This window comes from Halomonas alkalisoli (assembly GCF_021412585.1).
Lineage (GTDB): Bacteria > Pseudomonadota > Gammaproteobacteria > Pseudomonadales > Halomonadaceae > Halomonas > Halomonas alkalisoli.
In genome coordinates this window covers 25,288-44,765 of sequence record NZ_JAKCMI010000008.1, presented here as the reverse complement: position 1 = coordinate 44,765, position 19,478 = coordinate 25,288, and the positions used below count along the sequence as shown (strand labels likewise).

Below are 19,478 nucleotides of genomic sequence, written 5' to 3'. Positions count from 1 at the left end.
TACCGGCAACACCGCCGGGAGGCCTGCGGCCTCCAGTCGTGAGCTGAAGCTTCCTCCTACAGCGGCGTGGCAACGTTGGTGGAGAGATTCGCTGTAGGAGCGCTGGTTCCCATCGCGACTGGCGCCGATAGGCGCCTCGGCGGAGGCTGAAAGATTGGCCCGATGGCTGATCAAGGTGAGTAATCAGGTAAAAAGAAGCGTTCTTGATACCGGTCATGGTGCTGCCCGGTTCAAGCGCAGACAATGGCTTTATCCAAGCGTTTGAGTCGGGTATGCCACCATGAAATCTGCTTCTTCTGCACCGCAAGCTGCATCCGGCCTGACGCGTCTTCCCGTGGCGCGTCTCGCCTTTCGCCCCTTCTTCCTCCTGGCGTCACTGTTCAGCGTGCTGGCCATGATCGTCTGGTTCGCCTTCTGGCACGGCGATATCCTGCTGCGGCCTCACGGTGGGCTGATGTGGTGGCACCAGCACGAGATGATCTTCGGCTTCGGCGCCGCCGTGGTGGTGGGCTTCCTGCTGACGGCGGTACAGAACTGGACCGGCCGGCCCAGCGTGAGGGGGGGGCCGCTGCTGGGGCTGGTGGGCCTCTGGCTGGCGGCACGCGTGCTGCTGGCCTATCCGATGGGCCTGCCGGCCTGGCTGCTGATAGTGCTCGACGTCGCCTTCCTGCCGCTGGCGGCCCTGGTGATGGGGCGGCTGGTGGTGGCGGCCCGGCTGTGGCGCAACCTGATGTTCGTGCCGGTCTTGCTGCTGCTGGCGCTGGCCAACCTGGCCATGCACCTGGGCGTCATCCAGGGCAAGCTGCCGCTGATTCGCGAGGGTGGCTACCTGGGCGTACTGCTGATCGCCGTGCTGATGGTTCTGCTCGGTGGTCGCGTCATCCCCTTCTTCACCTCGCTCAAGCTGGGCCGGCCCAAGGTGGCGCCGATCGCCTGGCTGGAGATGCTCTCCCTGGGCTCCGCGCTCGGCGTGGTGCTGTTGCAGCTGCTGATCCTCTTCGGCGTACCCGTACCGGCAGGGCTGCTGGCGCTGGTCATGCTGGTGGCGGCGGCGGCCAATCTCGTACGCCTGGCTCGTTGGGAGGGGTATCGCACCCTCCACGAGCCGCTGCTCTGGGGCCTGCACATCAGCTATGCCTTCGTTTCCGTCGGGCTGTTGATGTGGGCGATGGCGCTGATGGGAGCCTTCCGCGTCGAGCTGGCACTGCATGCCCTGGCCATCGGCGGCATCGCCACCATGATGCTGGCGATGATGTCGCGGGTATCGCTGGGCCACACCGGGCGCACGATTCGCACCCTGCCGGGCATCGGCGTGGGCCTTGGCCTGATGTTCGCCGGCGCCCTGCTGCGCTCGCCGGTACTGGCGATGTTTCCGCAGGTCACCCACTGGACCTATAACCTCAGTATCCTGTTCTGGTGTATTGCCTATCTGATCTTCCTGATCCATTACACCCTGCCGCTGCTGAGTGCCAGGGTGGACGGGAAGGATGGCTGAGGGAGCCGGACCGTGATCGAGCACTATTTCCTGATCAAGCACCTGCACATGACCACGGCGGGACTGAGTCTCGCCTTCTTCATCCTGCGGGCCTGGTGGTCGGTGCGTGAAGCGCCGATCCTGCAGCGGCGCTGGGTGAAGGTCGTGCCCCATGTCAACGACACCCTGCTGCTCACGTTCGGCATCCTGCTGATGGTGATGCTGTCGATGTGGCCGCAGCACCACCCCTGGCTTGCCGCGAAGATCCTCGCCCTGCTGGTCTATATCGTGCTCGGCAGCGTGGCGATCAAGCGCGGGCGCACGCCGCTGGCCCGGGGCGTGGCGGCCATGGCGGCGGTCATCACCTTTCTATACATGCTCGGCACGGCCATATTCAAGGATCCCCTCTGGTTTGTCATGATGTAGCCATGATGAGCACGCCGGGCTTCTATACTGAGAGCCTGGTGAGACACACACGACAAGACGAGGAAAACCATATGGCCAATCAAGATCTTCCTTCCGGCGCCGGCAAGGTGGCGGATGAGTATCCAGAGGTGTGGCGAGCCTTCGCCTCGCTGGGCAAGGCGTGTGCCGAATCCGGTCCGCTGGATGCCCGCACGCGGCGCCTGGTCAAGCTGGCACTGGCGGTGGGGAGCGGCTCCGAAGGTGCCGTGCATTCGCATATGCGACGTGCCATGGCTGAGGGCATCGAGGCCGAGGCGCTCAAGCAGGTAGCGATGCTGGCCATTCCCACCATCGGGCTCCCCGCCGGCGTGGCGGCGTTGACCTGGATCGAGGACATCACCGAGGGCTGATTTCTTCCCGCTCTCCCGTAGCGGGCGTCGTCGACGCCCGCCATGCGACATCAGACCGCAACTCTTTTTTCCCCGCCATACCGCCACTTTCACGGCTCTTTGCCCCGCATTTGACGAAGGTCAATGCCGGCCCCAATACGGGGCTGTACTCTAAAGATGCACCACAAATGCATGTTTAAAAGGGGTGGGACTGATCGATCATGATCGCAGGTCCCTTGAAAAGCCACACGAGCGAGGGGGGAAAGGCCCATGACCGAAGGCCTCACCAAGGCGGCGGCCCGGAATATATTCTACGGCGGCTCGCTATTCTTCTTCCTGCTGTTTGCCGCGCTGACGGCTCACAGTCACTTCTACATCGTCAACACGTCGACCCAGCCCATGTCGGATTCCGTCAGGCTGGGGAAGCATGTCTGGGAAGAGCACAACTGCATCAACTGTCACACCATCCTCGGCGAAGGCTCTTACTTCGCGCCTGAAGTGGGCAACGTCTGGACCCGTTTCGGTGGCCACAACAACCCCGAAGGGGCGCGCATGGCCCTCGAGGCGTGGATGAACGCCCAGCCCACCGGCGCGCCCGGCCGTCGTCAGATGCCCGCCTTCGACATCAACGATGAAGAAATGCAGGCCCTGATCGACTTCCTGGAGTGGACCGATTCCATCGACACCCAGGGCTGGCCGCCGCATCCGGCCGGCTGATCCGGATTCCAGGAACCAAGGAGAGTCGAACCGATGAAATACGAAACGCAGAAGGTGGCCTTACCCTTCTTCATGGTAGCCATGGCGCTATTTGCGCTCCAGATCGTCTTCGGGCTGGCGGCGGCGGCGGCTTACGTCTGGCCGCACTTCATGTCCGAAGCCATGCCCTTCAACATCACCCGTACCAGCCATACCAACCTGCTGATCGTCTGGTTGCTGATCGGCTTCATGGGTTGTACCTACTACCTGATGCCGGAAGAGGCCGAGAACGAGATCTACAGCCCCAACCTGGCCTATTTCCAGCTGGCGCTGTTCGCCATCGCCGGTGCCGGCGCGCTGATCAGCTACCAGTTCGGCATTCATGAAGGTCGCCACTATCTCGAGCAGCCGCTGTGGGCGAAGCTGGTGATAACGGTCTCCTTCCTGATGTTCCTGTTCAATACCAGCCTGACCATGCTCAAGGGACGCAGGACCGCCATCAATATGGTGCTGATGCTCGGCCTGTGGCTGGCGGCGGTATTCTGGCTGTTCGCCTTCTACAACCCCGACAACCTGGCGCTGGACAAGCTGTGGTGGTGGTGGATCGTCCACATCTGGGTGGAAGGCGTGTGGGAACTGATCATGGCCTCGCTGCTCGGCTACCTGTTGATCAAGATGACCGGTGTCGACCGTGAAGTGATCGAGAAGTGGCTCTACGTCATCGTCGGGCTGGCGCTGTTCTCCGGCCTGCTGGGCACCGGCCACCACTACTACTGGATCGGCACCCCCGCCTACTGGCAGCCGATCGGCAGCATCTTCTCCACGCTCGAGGTGATTCCGTTCTTCGCCATGGTGGTGTTCGCCTTCTACATGTTCTGGAAGGGCAGCCGCAACCACCCCAACAAGGCCGCCATGCTCTGGACCCTGGGCAGCGCTGCCGTGGCCTTCTTCGGCGCCGGCGTCTGGGGCTTCATGCACACCCTGTCGTGGATCAACTACTACACCCACGGTACCCAGGTCACCGCGGCCCACGGTCACCTGGCCTTCTACGGCGCCTACGTGATGCTGGTGCTGGGTGTCATCACCTACGCCATGCCGCAGCTGCGTCGCGTGCAGCCCTACAACCAGGTGCTGAACATGTGGGCGTTCTGGATCATGACCTCGGCCATGTGGTTCATGACCTTCACCCTGACCTTCGCAGGCGTCGTCCAGACTCACCTGCAGCGGGTGCTCGGCATGAACTTCATGCAGATTCAGGAGCAGCTCGAGCTGTTCTACATCATGCGCTTCGGTACCGGTATCTTCGTGGGTATCGCCGCCCTGATGTTCATCTACGCGGTGTTCGCACCGGCCCGTGAGCAGGTGCCTGCCACCAGCCGCCCGCTGACTGCCAACGAGTGATAGACCCTCGGCGGGGTGCGCCTCGTGCCCCGCCGAGCCATCCCCTGGAGTAACGCCATGTCTCATACTGCTACCGCACCGGCAGCCGTTCATGACCTCGAGCGGGACCTGCCCTACTACGAACCGGTCGGCAACGAATGCGCGCTTTTCGAGCAGGCGTATCAACAGCGGCTGCCGCTGCTGCTCAAGGGACCGACCGGCTGTGGCAAGACCCGCTTCGTCAGCCATATGGCGGCGAAGATGGGCCGCCCGCTGTTCACCGTTTCCTGTCACGATGATCTCACCGCCGCTGACCTCACCGGCCGTTACCTGCTGCAGGGTGGCGAGACCCGCTGGGTCGACGGCCCCCTGACCCGGGCCGTGCGCGAAGGCGGCATCTGCTATCTCGACGAGGTGGTGGAAGCGCGCAAGGACGTCACCGTGGTGCTTCACCCCTTGACCGACGACCGCCGCATGCTGCCCCTGGAGCGTACCGGCGAGCTGCTCGAGGCGCCCAAGGATTTCATGCTGGTGGTCTCCTACAACCCCGGCTACCAGCACATTCTCAAGTCGCTCAAGCCGAGTACCCGGCAGCGCTTCGTGGCGATGTCCTTCGACTTCCCGCCCCCCCGGGTGGAGTGCGACATCGTTGCCCGCGAGAGCGGTTTATCCCACGAGCGGTGCGCCGCCCTGGTGAATCTGGCGGCCCGGCTGCGCGAGCTGAAGGGTCAGGATCTGGAAGAGGGCGTTTCCACCCGCCTGCTGGTCTACTGCGCCACCCTGATCAATGCCGGCATGCCGATCCTGGAGGCGACCCGTGCCACCTTGGTCGAGCCGCTCTCGGATGACCTGGATGTGCAGGAAGGGTTGATGGAAGCGATTCAAGCCACTTTTGGTTGAAGCATTCTACAGCGCGAGGCGTCGGGGGCAGGCCGAAGAGGAGGTCCTACGCCATGGGTGAGGAGCACTGCTCCGAACGGGCTGGCCATGGATGGCCAGCACCGGCCCTGCAAGCGGAGCAGGATGCGAGAGCGAAGCAGGGCGTCGGTAGCGTACAGGGAGGTATTCACAGCGCCTCCTCTCAGGCCTGTCGCCGAATCAGCCCCGAGCAAAAAAGGCGCTGGCACGAGGCAACGCTTTCTGGATCAGGAGATCGATCATGCTGCACTTTCTCGAAGTCGAGGAGTTCGTCGGCCGCCATTGGCACCGCTGGGCGTCCAGTGCGGCTAGTTATCAGCGTTATCCGGACGCGGCCGTGAACCTGGAAGACCTGCGCCATGTGCTGGGCGTCTTCTTCCGTGCCAGCGGTGGCGAGGCCGGGGTCGAGGTCGCCGCCATCGTCGCGCGCAGCTCCCAGCACCGACTGTCGCTACGCCAGCGCCTGGGCTTCGACGACGAGGCCATCGACCAGGCGCGTCGCGACGAAGAGAACCTGCTGCTGCCCCCCACGCTGGACGTCTTCCCGGATCCAGCCCTCAACCGGGATCTCTACTTCTGGCTGGTCGCCTATCTCGCCGTGGCCCGGCGCTCGGTGGCCAAGCGCGACCCGCTGCGTGACGATCTTTCCCGGCTGAGGGAGTCCGTGCGTGCCCGCGATGCGGCGCTGGCCCGCTTCCCGGGGCTTGCAGAACGCTATCGTCGCCTCTGCATGGCGCTGCTGATCGTGAGGCCGCAGCGCAGCCGGTTGCCGCCCATGGAGCAGGCGCTGGAATCGACCCTGCGCGTGTTGCTGGGTGAAGAGCTCGAGCTGGAAGGCTGGGCCGCCGCCATGCATCGGGCAGTCTGCGATCCGACCGCTTCGCTGAAAGAGTTCCAGGCGCCGCGCGGCTATCGGCCGCCGCTGCCGGTACCGCTATGGGGCCAGGTGGTGGAGCTGGGCACCGGCGCCGCCCGCGCCGACGAAGAGAGCGACCCCCAGGAAGAGGGCACCACCAACAGTCCCCAGACGGTGAGCGACGGCAAGCGCAAGGCCGAACGCAAGACCCAGGACCAGACCGAGCGCGACGACCCGCTGGTCGCCAACCGCTTCGAGAAAATGCTCTCCTGGACCGAGATGGTCAACCTCAATCGACTGGTCGAGGACAACGAGGACGAGGAAGCCAAGCGCGCCGCCGAGCAGATGGAGGAGATCATCCTGAGCCCGCACAAGCAGCGGGCGGCGACGCGCATCAAGGTCGACCTCGACCTGCCGCCGGACGAGGTGCTGGGCGAGCGGCTGCGTGGCAAGCACGCCTACGACGAGTGGAACTACCGCAAGCAGATTTACCTTCCCGACCACTGCCTAGTGCATACCGAGCTTGCGAGCGAGGAGGGCGAGCAGTGGGAGCCCGATGCCGCCACCCACCGGCGCATCCGTCGGGTACGTCGCGAGTTCGAGGCACTGCGCCCGCGGCGCGAGATGCTGCGCGGCCAGCTCGACGGCAGCGAACTGGACATGGATGCGGTGATCCGCTCGCGCTGCGACCTGGCCGCCACCGGCGAGTCCAGCGACCGCCTCTACCAGGCGACCCGGCAGCAGGCCCGCGACCTGGCGGTCTCGATCCTGGTCGACGTCTCGCTCTCCACCGATGCCTGGCTGGAGGACCGCCGGGTGCTCGACGTGGAGAAGGAGGCATTGCTGGTGCTGGGCCACGGCCTGGCCGGCTGCGGCGATGACTATGCCATCCACTGCTTCACCTCGCATCGGCGCCAGAAGGTCTGGGTCAATACCCTCAAGACCTTCGAGGAGAGCATGAGCGAGCGGGTGGCGCGGCGAATCTCGGCGCTCAAGCCGGGGCACTACACCCGCATGGGGCCGGCGATCCGCCATGTGACCCAGGAGCTGGCCAAGCGGCCCAACCGGCACCGGCTGTTGCTGGTGATCACCGACGGCAAGCCCAACGACACCGACTACTACGAGGGGCGCTACGGCATCGAGGACACCCGCAAGGCGGTGCTCGAGGCGCGCCAACAGGAGGTGAGGGTGTTCGGCGTGACGGTCGACAGCGAGGCTCATCAGTATGTCTCGCGCCTGTTTGGCCGCGGCAGCTATGCCATCGTCAACCGGCCCGAGCATCTGGCCCAGGCCTTGCCGGGCATCTATCGTCAGATCATCGGTAGCTGAGAGAGGACTCCACATGACACTGACAATAAGTCGTCCCGTCATGGCCACGCTGTTCGGGGTGATCGTGGCCTTCGCCGTGCTCACGCCGCTGATCTGGCTGATCAATACCCGGGACTGGGGCATCTTCCTGATGCTGCTGGCGCCCTTCGTGATCTATGGCCTGATTCATGCCGGCCGTCGGCTGGCGGAGTGGGTCGACCCGCTCCCGCCGCCACCCGACGATGAGTGATAGCGTCATTCACGGCAGCATACATCCGACGCCGGCCCTCAGGGGTCGGCGTCGTTGCGTTCATCGGGAGTCTTCGTGGCGTCGTCGTGTTGGCAGAGGTTCGGTGGGTACTGGCTGCCCAGCTTCAGCCGCCCAGCTGTGCCAGCAGATAGCCTGATGCCACCAGCAGCAGCGTGAACAGTACCAGGCCGATAAAGGCGCCCCGCCAGGCGGCACTGGCATCGCGCAGGCCGAGATAGGTCATCAGCACCTGGTGCGCCTTGAAGGCGGTGCTGAGCAGCAGCAGGCCCGCCGACCACAGTGGCAGTGCCTGCAGGCGGGCATCACCGCCGAGCTGGGCCGAGAACATGGTGACCAGCGTCAGTCCCATCAATACCGCCCAGGTGATCAGCAGCCTGCGGGTAGCGGGGGGCAGGGTGGCAAGGCGCGTCGGCATGGTCACCTCAGCAGGTAGATGATGGGATAGAGCAGGATCCAGATCAGGTCGACCATATGCCAGAAGGCGGCGGCGGTCTCCACGTTGTCGTGGGAGATGCGCCACGCCACCAGGGCGATCAGCCCCAGGCCGAACAGCACGTGGGCGAAGTGGAAGCCGGTCAGCAGGTAGTAGAAGGTGAAGAAGGTGTTGGTTTCGGGCATGAGCCCCTGGCTGAGCTTGTCGGCGTACTCCATCACCTTGACCACGCAGAACACCACGCCCAGTGCGAAGGCGGCGCCCAGCCACAGGCGACAACGACGCACCTTGCCATGCGTGATGGCCTGGACGGCCAGGGCGGCGAACAGCCCGCTGGTCAGCAGTACCAGGGTATTGATGCCGCCGGCCACCGGGTCGAGCAACTGCTGGGAGGCATCGAATACCTCCCGTTCGCCGATCCTGAGCCAGGCGAAGAGCCCGAAGAAGGCGGCGAAGACCACCATCTCGCTCAGGATCAGCACCCACATCAGCGGATTGCCGGGCAGGGCCGAAAGCGGCCCCCAGCCCGGGTTGGGCAGCGGCCGCTGTTGGGTAGTCTCGTGCTGCTGTGCCACTCAGCCCTCCGGGGCGATGGGCGTTCGGTCGAACTCGGCACGCACGGCCGGGGTGGTCAGCTTCCACCCCGCCCAGGCGAACAGCGCCACCAGCCCGGTGGCCGCCAGGATCAGCAGGCTGAGCGCCCCGACCAGCCCTGCCACCGGGTTGGCGGGGTTCACCGCATCGGCGGTGGCGGCGTCGGGCAGAAAGCCGAAGGTCATCGGTGTCAGGGCGGCGGCACCGAATACGCCGACGAAGCCGGCCGCCATCAGGCCGACGAAGGCGGAGCGGGCCCAGGCCCGCCGCTGAAGCAGCGCGACGGCCAGTGCCAGGGTGGCCAGGGAGCCGATCATCATCAAGATGGCCAGCCCACCGCTGCGTTCGACCAGCCAGGCGACGCCGCCGGTCAACCCGCCGCTGCCGGCCTCGACGCCCAGCGAGGCCACCATGGCATCACCGGGCAGCAGTGGCAGGGTCACCAGGGCCAGTATCAGCACCGAGAAGGCAATGAAGCCCCAGGCGATACCGGAAACGGCAGCGGAACGGGGTGGCGCCGAGCGCGAATGATACGTGGCCGTGTGCATGTGCAGCTCCATGACGAATCAGTCTTCCAATGAAACGGTGGCGCCGCCGAACAGCAGGCTGCGGGGCGCATCGATGGCGCGATTGTTCATCAGCCGGTTGATTCCGACCCCACAGCGGCCCATGGTCCAGCCCAGGCAGGCGGTAAAGAAGCCGTAGCCCAGGGTCCAGGAGATCCAGGAGGGCGCACCGAGCCAGCCCAGCAGGTTCCAGGCCGCCAGTACCAAGGCACCGCCCAGGGCGCCCAGCCAGAAGGTGCGTATCTGGAACTGCAGGTGGCTATTGACCCAGTCGGCAGTATTGCGTCGGCGAAGATGCGCTACCAGCACACCGATTGGAGCGGTGAAAACCGTCATGACGCTGCCCAGGAAGAGCACGTAGACGGTGGCCGCCACGCCCTTGCCACGCGTGTCGGCCACGGGGGCCTGTTCGACGGTTGTCCGAGTATCGGGGAACGACGCGGAGGACATCGGCCACCTCCCAGTTAAGTCATGTATTGAACAAGTATCCAGAATGCCACTATGCCCTCTGGCGCCGGTTTCGTCCTTGTCGTGGATCAAACTCCCACCGCCTTGCGCCGGTATCGCGTGAGTCAATCGGCCTCTGCTGCCGGCTTGCCGATGACCGTGGCCTGGTGGTGCTCATCGCGGGTGAAGACTGGAGCCCGCCGCTCGGTCCACCACATCCAGACGATGGAGACCAGGGTCACGCCGAAGCAGAGCATCCACACCGAGGTGGCCACGCCGGTAAAGTCCACCAGCAGGCCGAACAGGATCGGCAGCAGGAAGCCACCCACGCCGCCGGCCAGTCCGACGATGCCGGAAACGAGGCCCAGGTTGCGGTCGTACTCGTCCGACAGGTACTTGAACACCGAGGCCTTGCCGATACCCCAGGCGATGCCCACCACGAACAGGGCGAGAGTGAACAGCCAGATGGGAATGCCGAAGCTGAACTCCAGCCGTGAGCCGCCGACCTGCTGCACGGCGTACTGGGTATGGGGATAGGACATGATGAACAGGGCGACCAGGCTGGCCCACATGCAGGACCAGGTCACGGCATGGGCGCCGAAGCGATCGGAGAGCCAGCCGCCGAAGGCGCGGATGACACCCGACGGCAGCACGAAGATGGTGGCGATCAGGGCGGCGAGCTGAATGCCCATGCCGTATTCGTTCATGTAGTAGCGGGTCAGCCACAGCGAGACGCCCACATAGCCGCCGAAGACCATCGAGTAGTACTGGCAGTACTTCCACACCTTCGGGTCGTTGAGCACGGCGACCTGCTCGCTCAGGGTGGGGCGGTTGGCATTGCGATGGCTCGGGTCCGAGAAGGTGAAGAACCAGAAGACCAGGGCGGTGATCAGCATGATCGCCGCGTACAGGTTGGGCACCGCCTGCCAGCCGAGCACGATGATCACCGTGGGGGCCACGAACTTGGTCACGGCGGCACCGGCGTTGCCGGCGCCGAAGATACCCATGGCCAGGCCCTGGCGGTCGCGTTCGAACCACTTGGCGGTGTAGGTGATGCCCACCGAGAAACCGCCACCGGCCAGGCCGATCACGGCACCAAGCATCAGCAGTTGCCAGTATTGGGTAGCGAACTGCACCGCCCAGATCGCCGGCACCGTGGCCAGCATCAGCGCCATGAAGACGGGGCGGCCGCCAATGCGGTCGGTCATGGCACCCAGCGGTAGCCGCACCAGCGAGCCGGTCAGGATGGGAACGGCGGCCAGGATGCCGAACTGGGTGTCGCTCAGTCCCAGCTCCTCGGCAATGGGCACGCCGATCTCGCCGAACATGGTCCACACCATGAAGCACATGGTGAAGGCGAAGGTGTTGGCGGTCAGTACCGAGTACTGCTTGAAACGCGGCGAAGCCATGGAATCTCCCGGTGAAAGGGCCGGTTCGGTTATTGCCTTCAGCCAGAAGCTGGAAAGCCAAAAGGCAGTGGCCGCCAAGGCGGCCACTGCCCGGCTGCAGTCGGGTCAGCCCTGCTGCGGCCTGGCCTGAGCCTTGGCCAGCTCCTGCTCCTCGATCATGCGGTCCACCGAGGAGACGTAGTACTCCTCGTCGAACGCGCCCTCCGGCTCCTTCAGCCAGATCAGGCAGATCAGCCAGCTGAGGAAGGCGCCGCCGGCGATGATGTAGAAGAACTGGGTGGGAGTGACGAAGGTGAAGATCGTCAGGTAGACCACCGCCCCCACGTTGCCGTAGGCGCCGGCCATGCCCGAGATCTGGCCGGTGATGCGGCGCTTGATCGAGGGGATGATGCCGAAGGTGGCGCCCTCTGCCCCCTGGACGAAGAAGGAGGTGAAGATGGTGATGGCAATGGCGATGATCAACGGCCAGCTGGAGTTGAGCATACCCATCAGCACGAAGCCGATGCCGATGCCGAACATGTAGCTGAGCATCACGAAGCGGCGGTTGCCCATGCGGTCCGATACCAGGCCCCCCATGGGGCGCGCCACCAGGTTCACGAAGGCGAAGGAGGCGGCGATCATGCCCGCCGTGGCGGCATTCAGTCCCCAGGTCTCCTCGAAGAACATCGGCAGCATGGAGACCACCGCCAGCTCGGCGCCGAAGTTGGCGAAGTAGGTGCTGTTGAGTGCGGCAACGCTGCTGAACGGGTACTTGTCGTCTTCCGGCACCCCCTTCTTCAGGATCGGCACGTTGACTCGGATGATCTGGACCACCTGATAGATGATGATGGCGACGATGGCCAGGTAGCAGATCACGGCGGCGGTCACCGACATGTAGCCCATGTTCTGGATGCGCCACACCAGGATGCCCAGGCAGCCCACCAGCGGAATGGTCCAGATGATCAGCTTGATCATGTCGCCCCAGGTGCTGACTTCCATGGCCATGGCCTTGCGCGGCTTGCGGTGTGCGCGGGCATCGGGGCCGTCGGTGATGGCGAACCAGTAGTAGATCCCGTAGGCGGCCATGACGACGGCGCTCTGGGCGATGGCCCAGCGCCAGCCGTCTTCACCGCCGAACAGGGTGATGGCGATGGTGGGCAGGGTCATGGCGGCGGCGGCGGAACCGAAGTTGCCCCAGCCGGCATAGAAGCCTTCGGCGAAGCCGATGTCCTTGGGCTTGAACCACAGGGCGGTCATGTGGATGCCGACCACGAAGCTGGCGCCGATGGAGCTGAGTACCAGCCGCGAGACAAGCAACTGGGACATGGTGTTGCCGAAGGCGAACACCAGCGCCGGGATCGACATGCTGACCATCAGCACCGAGAACACCCGGCGCGGGCCGAAGCGGTCCAGGGCCATGCCGACGATGATGCGCGCCGGTATGGTCAGGGCCACGTTGGCGATGGCGAAGAGGCGGATATCGTCCCGGGTCAGCCAGTCGACGCTCTTCAGCATGCTCGATGCCAGCGGCGCCATGTTGAACCAGACGTAGAAGGTGATGAAGAAAGCGATCCAGGTCAGGTGAAGGGCCCTGATCTCAGGACTGCGAACCTTGAAGACGGCGGATACTTTCATGGTCGTATCATCCCGAAAGAGAAAAGTGACAGCGATGAGTGACGGCAGTGATGAGTGACGGCAGTACCCGGCTCATGGGCTGGGCAGTATCAACAGCGGACATTCGACGCGTCGGGCCAGGAAGGAACTGACCTTGCCGAAGGTCATGTAGTCGAGTTCGTCGACGAAGTAGCTCAGCGACTGGGCGATGATGCCGCCGTCGGGCTTGTTGCTGTGGCGCGCGATGACCAGCACGTCGGGTCGATGCTTCTGGGTGGCGCGCAGGATCATCTTGCGCGGGTCGCCTTCGGCCAGGACCCAGTCGACATCGAATTCCTCGCGGGTGGCGAAATCGGCGCCCTCCTGGAGCGCGGCCTTCAGCTCCTCGTACTCCTCCTGGAACAGATCCTCGTTGGCGTCGGTGACGTCGCGGGGATTTTCCGCCACCCCGATGAGCACCAGGGTGGGGGCGTTGCAGCGAAACAGGCTGACGGTCTGGGCCAGGGCCAGCTTGGCGTTTCGCGAGCCGTCATAGGCGATCATGACTTTCATGACATCCCTCCGGAGAAGGCAAGGTAGGGGGTGTGCTCCGGCGTGACACCGAAGCACGGATGCTCGAATCAGGGATTCTTCACGTAGGCGTTGGGGCGCAGGTAGAACCACCAGTTGATCACCAGGCACACCGCGTAGAAGATCGCGAAGCCGTACATGGCGAGCTCGGGGGTGCCGGCCTGGATCTGCTCGCCCATCACCCGCGGGGCGATGAAGGCGCCGTAGGCGGCCACGGCGGAGGTCCAGCCCAGCACCGGTCCCTTCTGGTGCTGATCGAAGATCACGCCGATGGTGCGGAAGGTGGAGCCGTTGCCGATGCCGCTGGCGGCGAACAGGATCACGAACAGCAGCATGAACAGGGCGAAGTAGCTGTTCGGGTCGGTGGAGTTGTAGGCCAGCATCATCACGTAGCCGGTGACGGCGGAAGCCACGACCATGACCACCGAGATCACCTGGGTGACGATGGAGCCGCCCACCTTGTCGGAGACCCAGCCGCCGATGGGGCGAATCAGGGCGCCGACGAAGGGACCGATCCAGGCCCAGGTCAGGGCACTGGGGCCGTCGGGGTTGGCTACGCGGGTCACGCTGCCGTCGGCGGCCACTTCCATCATGTTGCCGAAGATGACGTTGATCGAGAGCGGCAGGGCGGCGGAGAAGCCGATGAAGGAGCCGAAGGTCAGGATATAGAGGACCGTCATCGACCAGGTGTGCTTGTTGGAGAAGATGGCGAACTGCTTCTGGATGTTGGGCTTGATCTCACCGGGAATCAGGCGCAGCAGCACCAGGGTCAGCGCGATGGTCAGCGGCAGGGCGAGCCACATGCCGAGCAGGCCGAGGGCGAACATGCCGATGATGCTGGCCACCGCGCCGACGGCGTAGAGCCCCAGGATCTTGCCGAAGGCCTGCATCGGCGTGCCGGGGTTGGGGGTGATGGGGCGCAGGTTGTTCATGCCGAACCAGCCGGCGAAGGCCAGCGGAACCAGGAACAGCAGCCAGACGAAGCCGGCGTTCTGGATCCAGGTCTGGGTACCCGCCTCGATGCGCCCGATCAGGGTGCCGCTGGAACTCTGCAGCTCCATGGAGCCGCCGGCGAGGGCGCCGAAGATACCCACGGTCATCACCAGCGGGATCAGGATCTGCATGGTGGTGACGCCGAAGTTGCCAAGGCCCGCATTCATGCCCAGGGCATAGCCCTGCTGCTTCTTGGGGTAGAAGGTCGAGATATTGCTCATCGAGGCGGCGAAGTTACCGCCGCCGATACCCGAGAGCAGCGCCAGGGCCTGGAAGACCCACAGCGGCGTGTCGGGGTTCATCAGCGCCATGCCGGTGCCGAGCGCCGGTATCATCAGCAGCGCCGTGGTCAGGAAGACGGTGTTGCGCCCGCCGGCGATGCGGATCATGAACGAGGCGGGGATGCGCAGGGTCGCGCCCGAGAGCCCGGCCAGGGCGGTCAGGGTGAACAGTTCCCCCACGGTGAAGGGGAAGCCGAGGTTCTGCATCTGGGTGGTGATCATGCCCCACATCATCCAGACGGCGAACCCCATCAGCAGGCTGGGGATGGAGATCCACAAGTTGCGGTTGGCGATCTTCTTGCCGCTGCGTTGCCAGAATTCGTCGTTCTCGATATCCCAGTGTTCGATATCGCCGTTCGTCTTGCCGGGCGTCGTGACGGCCCCCCCGATATCGGCATCTGTCTTGGCCATGGTGATTCCCCCTAGGTGGCTCCGCTGACCCCGGCTTGCGACCACTGGCCTGACCGGGATCAATTCAGGTTCGTATGGCGCAAAGATACGCCGCGCGTAAGGGCGGCGAAACTGGCCGAAAATGCTGGAAAATCAGGGGAATACCACTTGAGGGGTAGCGGGGGTAGGCGTCTAACTAGCTGTTATGAAAGCCTTTGTAAAAAACGGTAGGGAAGGGGATGGCGCCTTGGCGGCGCCTGGAAGTCTTTGGAGGTATCCACACAGAACCTACCGTTCTATGCCTTCCTGCACGGCCCACACCGCCGCTTCGACCCGCGAACGCAGGTTGAGCTTCTTCAGCAGGTGCTTGACGTGGACCTTGACGGTCCCTTCGGTGATGTCGAGCTTGCGGGCGATCAGCTTGTTGGAGAGCCCGGCGGCGAGTTCGCGCAGGATCTCGCGTTCGCGCTGGGTCAGGCTATGAATGTCGGGGGTGGCCGGCGCGGTGCGCTGGTTGCGCAGCGCCTCGGCGAGCAGGGCGGTGAGGCTTTCGCTCACCACCATGCGGCCCAGGGCCACCTGGCGCAGCTGGCGCACCATATCCTCGGGCTCCATGTCCTTGAGCAGGTAGCCATCGGCACCGCCGCGCAGGGCGGCGACCAGGTCCTCTTCATGGTCGGAAACGGTGAACATCACCACCCGTCCGGTGAAACCCTCCTCGCGTAGCGCCTTGAGCGTCTGGATACCGTCCATGCCCGGCATGTTGAGGTCGAGCAGTACCATGTCCGGGTCCAGCTCGATGGCCAGGCGTACGCCCTCCTCGGGCTCGCCGGTATCGCCGACCAGCGCCAGGTCATCCTCCAGCTCCAGCAGCTGGGCCACGCCGCGGCGCAACAGTGGGTGGTCGTCGATGATCAGGATACTGGCGGGGGTCTCGTTGATTGGCTGGCCCATATCGATTCAGTTTCCGTTCTCTTGAGTGATGGCGGTCGGCAACGGCTGCCGGGTGATCAGGCGCGCCGTCTGCGGGGTGAAGGTGAGCTCGACCCGGGTTCCCCCCTCGGCGCGGTTGGTCAGCGTCAGTTCGCCGCCCAGGGTGTTGGCCCGGTCGCGCATGATGATGAGCCCATAGTGCATGGGCGGCGACTCATCGTTCGCCAGACCCACGCCGTCGTCCTCGATGCGCAGCTCGATGCGGGCTTCCTGGAAGCGTACCGTGACGCAGGCCCAGTGTGCCTGGGCGTGCTTGTGGATATTGCTCAAGGCCTCCCTGGCGATCTGCAGGACATGGATCTCCTCATTGGGATTGAGCAGGTGGGGCGGCACGTCGTAGTGCAGCTCTACCAAGGCGCCCATGCGGTCGGAGAATTCTGCCGTGGTCTGGTGAAGGGCCGACTGCAGGCCGGGGCCTTCAAGCTTGAGACGGAAGGTGGTGAGCAGCTCGCGCAGCTGGCGATAGGCGCTGTTGAGGCCGGTACGCAACTCGTCGAACACCGCCGCCTGGGTTTCCCGGGGGGCGTCCTTGCTCTGCATTCGCTCCAGCCGGGCCACCTGCATCTTGAGGTAGGAGAGCGACTGGGCCAGGGAGTCGTGCAGCTCGCGGGCGATGATGGTGCGCTCGTTCATCAGCGAGATCTGCTGCTCCTCCTCGATGCGGCGCTGCAGGTAGACCGCCGTGGCCAGCTGGTCGGCCAGGGCGTTGAGCAGGCGGCGTACGCTATGGGAAAGGCGCTGCCCCTTGGGGTGCCAGATCTCCAGGGTGCCCAGCATCTCCTCGCCCACGCTCACCGGCAGCAGCAGGCACTCACCCTCTTCGGTATCTCCCAGCCGCATGGGGTTAGGGTCGATCAGGCAGGCGTGGCAGTCATGGTCGCGGCAATATTCGGGGCGCCGGGCGGAGCGGGTGGCGAGGATCGGGATCTGGCGGTTGTCATGGGGGTCGTTGAGCGACAACCGGATGGGGCCGATCTCCAGCAACTGCTCGACCTGGCGCAGCATGGGGGCGGCACTGGTGCAGAGGTCGTTGCCGCCGCCGTAGAGCCAGCGGCTGCCATCGTGCAGCACCTGCATGACCTGGCTGCTGCGCTCCAGCTCCTGGGTCTTGTGGGCCACCCGCTCTTCCAGCTCGGCATAGCTCGAGGCCAGTTGCTCCGCCATGTTGTCGAAGGTGCGGCCGAGCATCGCCAGTTCGTCGCTGCCGCTGAGCCGGGTGCGCTGGGAAAAATTGCGCCGTGCGGCTTCCCGGGCCAGCACCATCAGCTGGCGCAGCGGCGCCACCAGATTGTGACGAATATCGTAGAGGGCAATGATCAGCACCACGGCGGTCAATCCCAGGAACAGGATCTGCAGTGCGCTGAGCAGGCGAATCTTGGCTTCGGTATTCTGCTCGAGCTGGTTGACCATGGTGTCGATCTCGCCCACCAGTCCATCGAGGGCCCGATTGAGCGGGTCGATGCGCACGTACTGGCTGGCTACGGCTTCGCTCACCTCGGGGGCCAGCTCGTTGTGCCAACGAGACAGCACCAGGCGGTACTGGCGGCGCAGCTCATGGGCCTCGGAGACGGGAATCGCGCCGGTCAGTTCGTCGCTGGCGAGGCGCTCCTCGAAGCGACGCTTGAGCACGTACACCGCAGCCTGATGATCCATCGAGGGTATCCGCTCGTAGCGCTGCAGGGCGGCGACGATCTGATAGGTATTCATGCGCAGCGAGCCCGCCACGTTGATGGCCGCGGCGTCGCCACGGCTACCCCCGGCCACCGCCATGGTCACCACGATGCTGATCAGCGCCATCGCACTGATCGCCAGCAGCGAGGCCACGATGCGGGCCACCAGGGAGCGTTGCAGCAGTTTCATCGCCAGATGAGGTCTCCGGAGCGTTGCGGGGGGTGGGCATTCACTATAACCCAGAGGGTAGTCACTGCACCTTACCCTATTAGGTAGCGCCGGCTCTCCCTGAAGGGGTACCTCGCTTGCCCTTTTGACGCTGTGGGCCAGGGTGCCGAGAATTCGTTGGACCACTCCCTCGGACCCACCGTTCATGATGCCTGCCGGAAAAGCCCCCGCGATGGGCCTGCAGGGCGACTATCGTTCGCTGGTGGTCGTGCTGCTGTCGCCCCTTGCCTTTGCGCTGGTGTTCGCCAGCTGGACCATCTTCGCCGTGCTGGGCGTCGAGTTGAAGAGTGCGCTGAATTTCGGCGAGGTGCAGTTCGCCGTGCTGCTGGCCATGCCGATGCTTACCGGCGCACTGTCGGCCCTGCCCCTGGCGGTCCTGGCGGATCGCGTCGGCGGCCGACGGGTGATGATCGGCTGTCTGCTGCTGATCTGCCCCTTCCTGTGGGGTATCGCCCACTCCCGGGAGTACGGCGACTTCCTGCTGGCGGGGGCCGGGCTCGGTTTGGGTGCCGGCTCATTGGCGGCGGGCCTGGTCTACGTTTCCGCCCTCTGCCCACGCCGTCACGCCGGCCTGGCGCTGGGGCTCTACGGCGCCGGCATGCTGGGTGCCGGGCTCACCTATTTCCTGTTGCCGCTGATCAGCCAGGCCTACGGCTGGCCCATGGCGCCCAAGCTCTTCCTGCTGCCGATACTGCTGGTGGCGGGGCTGCTGTGGCTGTTCGCCGAGGACGAGACGCACGCCGAGCTGCCCGATGCAGATGTCCTCGACGAGGCGCCACCACCGACTGCGGGGCGTTGGCGCGATGGCTTGCCCGCGCCGGCCGTCTGTCGCCTGGCCCTCTACTACAGCTTCTTCTACGGCGCCTTCGTGGCGCTGGCGCTATGGCTGCCCGCCTACCTGGCGGCCCAGTACCAGCTGCCGCTGAAGAGCGCGGCACTCTGGGCGCTGCTGTTCACCCTGCCGGGTGGCCTGGGGCAGATCGTGGGAGGTGCCCTGGCCGACCGGCGCGACTTCCGCGATCTGCGCTGGTGGGTCAGCGCCTGCGTGATGGCCTGCCTGTTCCTGCTCTCCTACCCCGATTTCACCATGCAGATCCATGGCGTGCACGGCGACCTGGCCCTGCGCTTCTCCATGCCCCTGTGGGGATTCATCGGCCTGCTGGCGGTGATGGGGTTGGCCATGGGCATCGGCAAGGGCAGCCTGATGTGCCTGCTGCACCGCGACCACGGCGATGACATGTCGCGGGCCGGTGGCCTGGCGCTGGCCCTGGGTGGGCTCTTCGCCGCGCTGCTGCCGCTGATGTTCGTGTTCGGCAACGAGTGGATCGGCCTGCGCACCGCCGGCTTCATGTTCCTCTACGCCGCGCTGGCGCTGTGCATGCTGGTCATGCTCTGGGACCCCGCTTCCCGCGCCGGCGCCCCTTCCTGACGGGCCTTATCCCCTTTCTTTCGGGCACCTATCACCTTGTGGGTAGTTGGGGTGTATATGGAGGTAACCGGGCAGTAATCCGCTTGTCGTTCCTCCAGAATCCTCTCCATGAACTTGCCTGTCGGGCGGTCTGTGACACACACAGCGCGGCACGGCAGACGAGGTGGCCCGGGGGCCACGTATC

The 19,478-nt window shown here is 64.9% G+C and carries 19 protein-coding genes; 9 read left to right on the top strand and 10 right to left on the bottom strand.

Annotated elements, in window-relative coordinates; translation table 11 throughout:
- Nucleotides 1–280 precede the first annotated feature (280 nt).
- From LY622_RS01185 to LY622_RS01150, 8 genes are all read left to right on the top strand, one after another.
- Entirely contained in the window at nucleotides 281–1,495 is a 1,215-nt protein-coding gene (locus tag LY622_RS01185; protein WP_234289215.1) for an NnrS family protein, read from the top strand.
- 15 nt (nucleotides 1,496–1,510) lie between these two features.
- Nucleotides 1,511–1,900: a SirB2 family protein gene (locus LY622_RS01180; RefSeq protein ID WP_234289216.1), complete on the top strand. Its 390-nt coding sequence runs from the start codon at nucleotides 1,511–1,513 to the stop codon at nucleotides 1,898–1,900.
- Between the two features lie 71 nt (nucleotides 1,901–1,971).
- Entirely contained in the window at nucleotides 1,972–2,289 is a 318-nt protein-coding gene (locus LY622_RS01175; RefSeq protein ID WP_234289214.1) for a carboxymuconolactone decarboxylase family protein, read from the top strand.
- Between the two features lie 249 nt (nucleotides 2,290–2,538).
- Nucleotides 2,539–2,985, top strand: coding sequence for a c-type cytochrome (locus tag LY622_RS01170; protein ID WP_234280398.1), 447 nt, complete (start codon nucleotides 2,539–2,541; stop codon nucleotides 2,983–2,985).
- Between the two features lie 33 nt (nucleotides 2,986–3,018).
- Nucleotides 3,019–4,365, top strand: coding sequence for a cbb3-type cytochrome c oxidase subunit I (locus LY622_RS01165; RefSeq protein WP_234280399.1), 1,347 nt, complete (start codon nucleotides 3,019–3,021; stop codon nucleotides 4,363–4,365).
- A gap of 57 nt (nucleotides 4,366–4,422) precedes the next feature.
- Nucleotides 4,423–5,244 (top strand): CbbQ/NirQ/NorQ/GpvN family protein, encoded by an 822-nt coding sequence (locus LY622_RS01160; protein ID WP_114479363.1) that lies wholly within the window; start codon nucleotides 4,423–4,425, stop codon nucleotides 5,242–5,244.
- Nucleotides 5,245–5,503: 259 nt separating this feature from the next.
- Entirely contained in the window at nucleotides 5,504–7,447 is a 1,944-nt protein-coding gene (locus LY622_RS01155; RefSeq protein ID WP_234289213.1) for a nitric oxide reductase activation protein NorD, read from the top strand.
- Between the two features lie 13 nt (nucleotides 7,448–7,460).
- Nucleotides 7,461–7,676, top strand: a complete 216-nt coding sequence (locus LY622_RS01150; RefSeq protein WP_234289212.1) for a hypothetical protein — start codon at nucleotides 7,461–7,463, stop codon at nucleotides 7,674–7,676.
- A gap of 124 nt (nucleotides 7,677–7,800) precedes the next feature.
- Here LY622_RS01150 and LY622_RS01145 read toward each other — a convergent pair whose 3' ends face one another.
- The 10 genes from LY622_RS01145 to LY622_RS01100 all read right to left on the bottom strand — a co-directional run bounded on the left by LY622_RS01145 (nucleotide 7,801) and on the right by LY622_RS01100 (nucleotide 17,826).
- The gene (locus LY622_RS01145; protein ID WP_114479365.1) at nucleotides 7,801–8,112 is read right to left on the bottom strand and encodes a cytochrome C oxidase subunit IV family protein; all 312 of its coding nucleotides are present in this window, start codon (nucleotides 8,110–8,112) and stop codon (nucleotides 7,801–7,803) included.
- A 2-nt stretch (nucleotides 8,113–8,114) separates the two neighbouring features.
- Nucleotides 8,115–8,705: a cytochrome c oxidase subunit 3 family protein gene (locus tag LY622_RS01140; RefSeq protein ID WP_234289211.1), complete on the bottom strand. Its 591-nt coding sequence runs from the start codon at nucleotides 8,703–8,705 to the stop codon at nucleotides 8,115–8,117.
- Entirely contained in the window at nucleotides 8,706–9,272 is a 567-nt protein-coding gene (locus LY622_RS01135) for a hypothetical protein (RefSeq protein ID WP_234289210.1), read from the bottom strand. It abuts the gene before it with no gap.
- Nucleotides 9,273–9,290: 18 nt separating this feature from the next.
- Nucleotides 9,291–9,740 carry a DUF4870 family protein gene (locus tag LY622_RS01130; RefSeq protein ID WP_234289209.1) on the bottom strand — a complete coding sequence of 150 codons (450 nt, stop codon included), beginning with the start codon at nucleotides 9,738–9,740 and terminating at the stop codon, nucleotides 9,291–9,293.
- A gap of 122 nt (nucleotides 9,741–9,862) precedes the next feature.
- Entirely contained in the window at nucleotides 9,863–11,146 is a 1,284-nt protein-coding gene (locus tag LY622_RS01125; protein ID WP_234289208.1) for an MFS transporter, read from the bottom strand.
- Between the two features lie 105 nt (nucleotides 11,147–11,251).
- Nucleotides 11,252–12,760 carry an MFS transporter gene (locus LY622_RS01120; RefSeq protein ID WP_234289207.1) on the bottom strand — a complete coding sequence of 503 codons (1,509 nt, stop codon included), beginning with the start codon at nucleotides 12,758–12,760 and terminating at the stop codon, nucleotides 11,252–11,254.
- Between the two features lie 72 nt (nucleotides 12,761–12,832).
- Nucleotides 12,833–13,291 carry a universal stress protein gene (locus LY622_RS01115; RefSeq protein ID WP_234289206.1) on the bottom strand — a complete coding sequence of 153 codons (459 nt, stop codon included), beginning with the start codon at nucleotides 13,289–13,291 and terminating at the stop codon, nucleotides 12,833–12,835.
- Between the two features lie 68 nt (nucleotides 13,292–13,359).
- Complete coding sequence (locus LY622_RS01110) at nucleotides 13,360–14,994, bottom strand: MFS transporter (protein ID WP_234289205.1); 1,635 nt, start codon at nucleotides 14,992–14,994, stop codon at nucleotides 13,360–13,362.
- A gap of 267 nt (nucleotides 14,995–15,261) precedes the next feature.
- Nucleotides 15,262–15,927: a two-component system response regulator NarL gene (gene narL / locus LY622_RS01105; RefSeq protein WP_234280411.1), complete on the bottom strand. Its 666-nt coding sequence runs from the start codon at nucleotides 15,925–15,927 to the stop codon at nucleotides 15,262–15,264.
- Between the two features lie 6 nt (nucleotides 15,928–15,933).
- Nucleotides 15,934–17,826, bottom strand: coding sequence for a histidine kinase (locus LY622_RS01100; protein WP_234289204.1), 1,893 nt, complete (start codon nucleotides 17,824–17,826; stop codon nucleotides 15,934–15,936).
- 184 nt (nucleotides 17,827–18,010) lie between these two features.
- Here LY622_RS01100 and LY622_RS01095 point away from each other — a divergent pair, with 184 nt between their 5' ends.
- Complete coding sequence (locus LY622_RS01095) at nucleotides 18,011–19,294, top strand: MFS transporter (protein ID WP_234289203.1); 1,284 nt, start codon at nucleotides 18,011–18,013, stop codon at nucleotides 19,292–19,294.
- Nucleotides 19,295–19,478 lie beyond the last annotated feature (184 nt).

What these genes read in the sequence shown, in the direction of transcription:
- LY622_RS01150 (WP_234289212.1), top strand. Translation starts at nt 7,461, where the DNA reads ATGACACTGACAATAAGTCGTCCCGTCATGGCCACGCTGTTCGGGGTG.
- LY622_RS01145 (WP_114479365.1), bottom strand. Translation starts at nt 8,112, where the DNA reads ATGCCGACGCGCCTTGCCACCCTGCCCCCCGCTACCCGCAGGCTGCTG.
- LY622_RS01160 (WP_114479363.1), top strand. Translation starts at nt 4,423, where the DNA reads ATGTCTCATACTGCTACCGCACCGGCAGCCGTTCATGACCTCGAGCGG.
- LY622_RS01120 (WP_234289207.1), bottom strand. Translation starts at nt 12,760, where the DNA reads ATGAAAGTATCCGCCGTCTTCAAGGTTCGCAGTCCTGAGATCAGGGCC.
- LY622_RS01125 (WP_234289208.1), bottom strand. Translation starts at nt 11,146, where the DNA reads ATGGCTTCGCCGCGTTTCAAGCAGTACTCGGTACTGACCGCCAACACC.
- LY622_RS01165 (WP_234280399.1), top strand. Translation starts at nt 3,019, where the DNA reads ATGAAATACGAAACGCAGAAGGTGGCCTTACCCTTCTTCATGGTAGCC.
- LY622_RS01100 (WP_234289204.1), bottom strand. Translation starts at nt 17,826, where the DNA reads ATGAAACTGCTGCAACGCTCCCTGGTGGCCCGCATCGTGGCCTCGCTG.
- LY622_RS01175 (WP_234289214.1), top strand. Translation starts at nt 1,972, where the DNA reads ATGGCCAATCAAGATCTTCCTTCCGGCGCCGGCAAGGTGGCGGATGAG.
- LY622_RS01110 (WP_234289205.1), bottom strand. Translation starts at nt 14,994, where the DNA reads ATGGCCAAGACAGATGCCGATATCGGGGGGGCCGTCACGACGCCCGGC.
- LY622_RS01185 (WP_234289215.1), top strand. Translation starts at nt 281, where the DNA reads ATGAAATCTGCTTCTTCTGCACCGCAAGCTGCATCCGGCCTGACGCGT.
- LY622_RS01170 (WP_234280398.1), top strand. Translation starts at nt 2,539, where the DNA reads ATGACCGAAGGCCTCACCAAGGCGGCGGCCCGGAATATATTCTACGGC.
- LY622_RS01130 (WP_234289209.1), bottom strand. Translation starts at nt 9,740, where the DNA reads ATGTCCTCCGCGTCGTTCCCCGATACTCGGACAACCGTCGAACAGGCC.
- LY622_RS01115 (WP_234289206.1), bottom strand. Translation starts at nt 13,291, where the DNA reads ATGAAAGTCATGATCGCCTATGACGGCTCGCGAAACGCCAAGCTGGCC.
- narL (WP_234280411.1), bottom strand. Translation starts at nt 15,927, where the DNA reads ATGGGCCAGCCAATCAACGAGACCCCCGCCAGTATCCTGATCATCGAC.
- LY622_RS01155 (WP_234289213.1), top strand. Translation starts at nt 5,504, where the DNA reads ATGCTGCACTTTCTCGAAGTCGAGGAGTTCGTCGGCCGCCATTGGCAC.
- LY622_RS01135 (WP_234289210.1), bottom strand. Translation starts at nt 9,272, where the DNA reads ATGCACACGGCCACGTATCATTCGCGCTCGGCGCCACCCCGTTCCGCT.
- LY622_RS01095 (WP_234289203.1), top strand. Translation starts at nt 18,011, where the DNA reads ATGATGCCTGCCGGAAAAGCCCCCGCGATGGGCCTGCAGGGCGACTAT.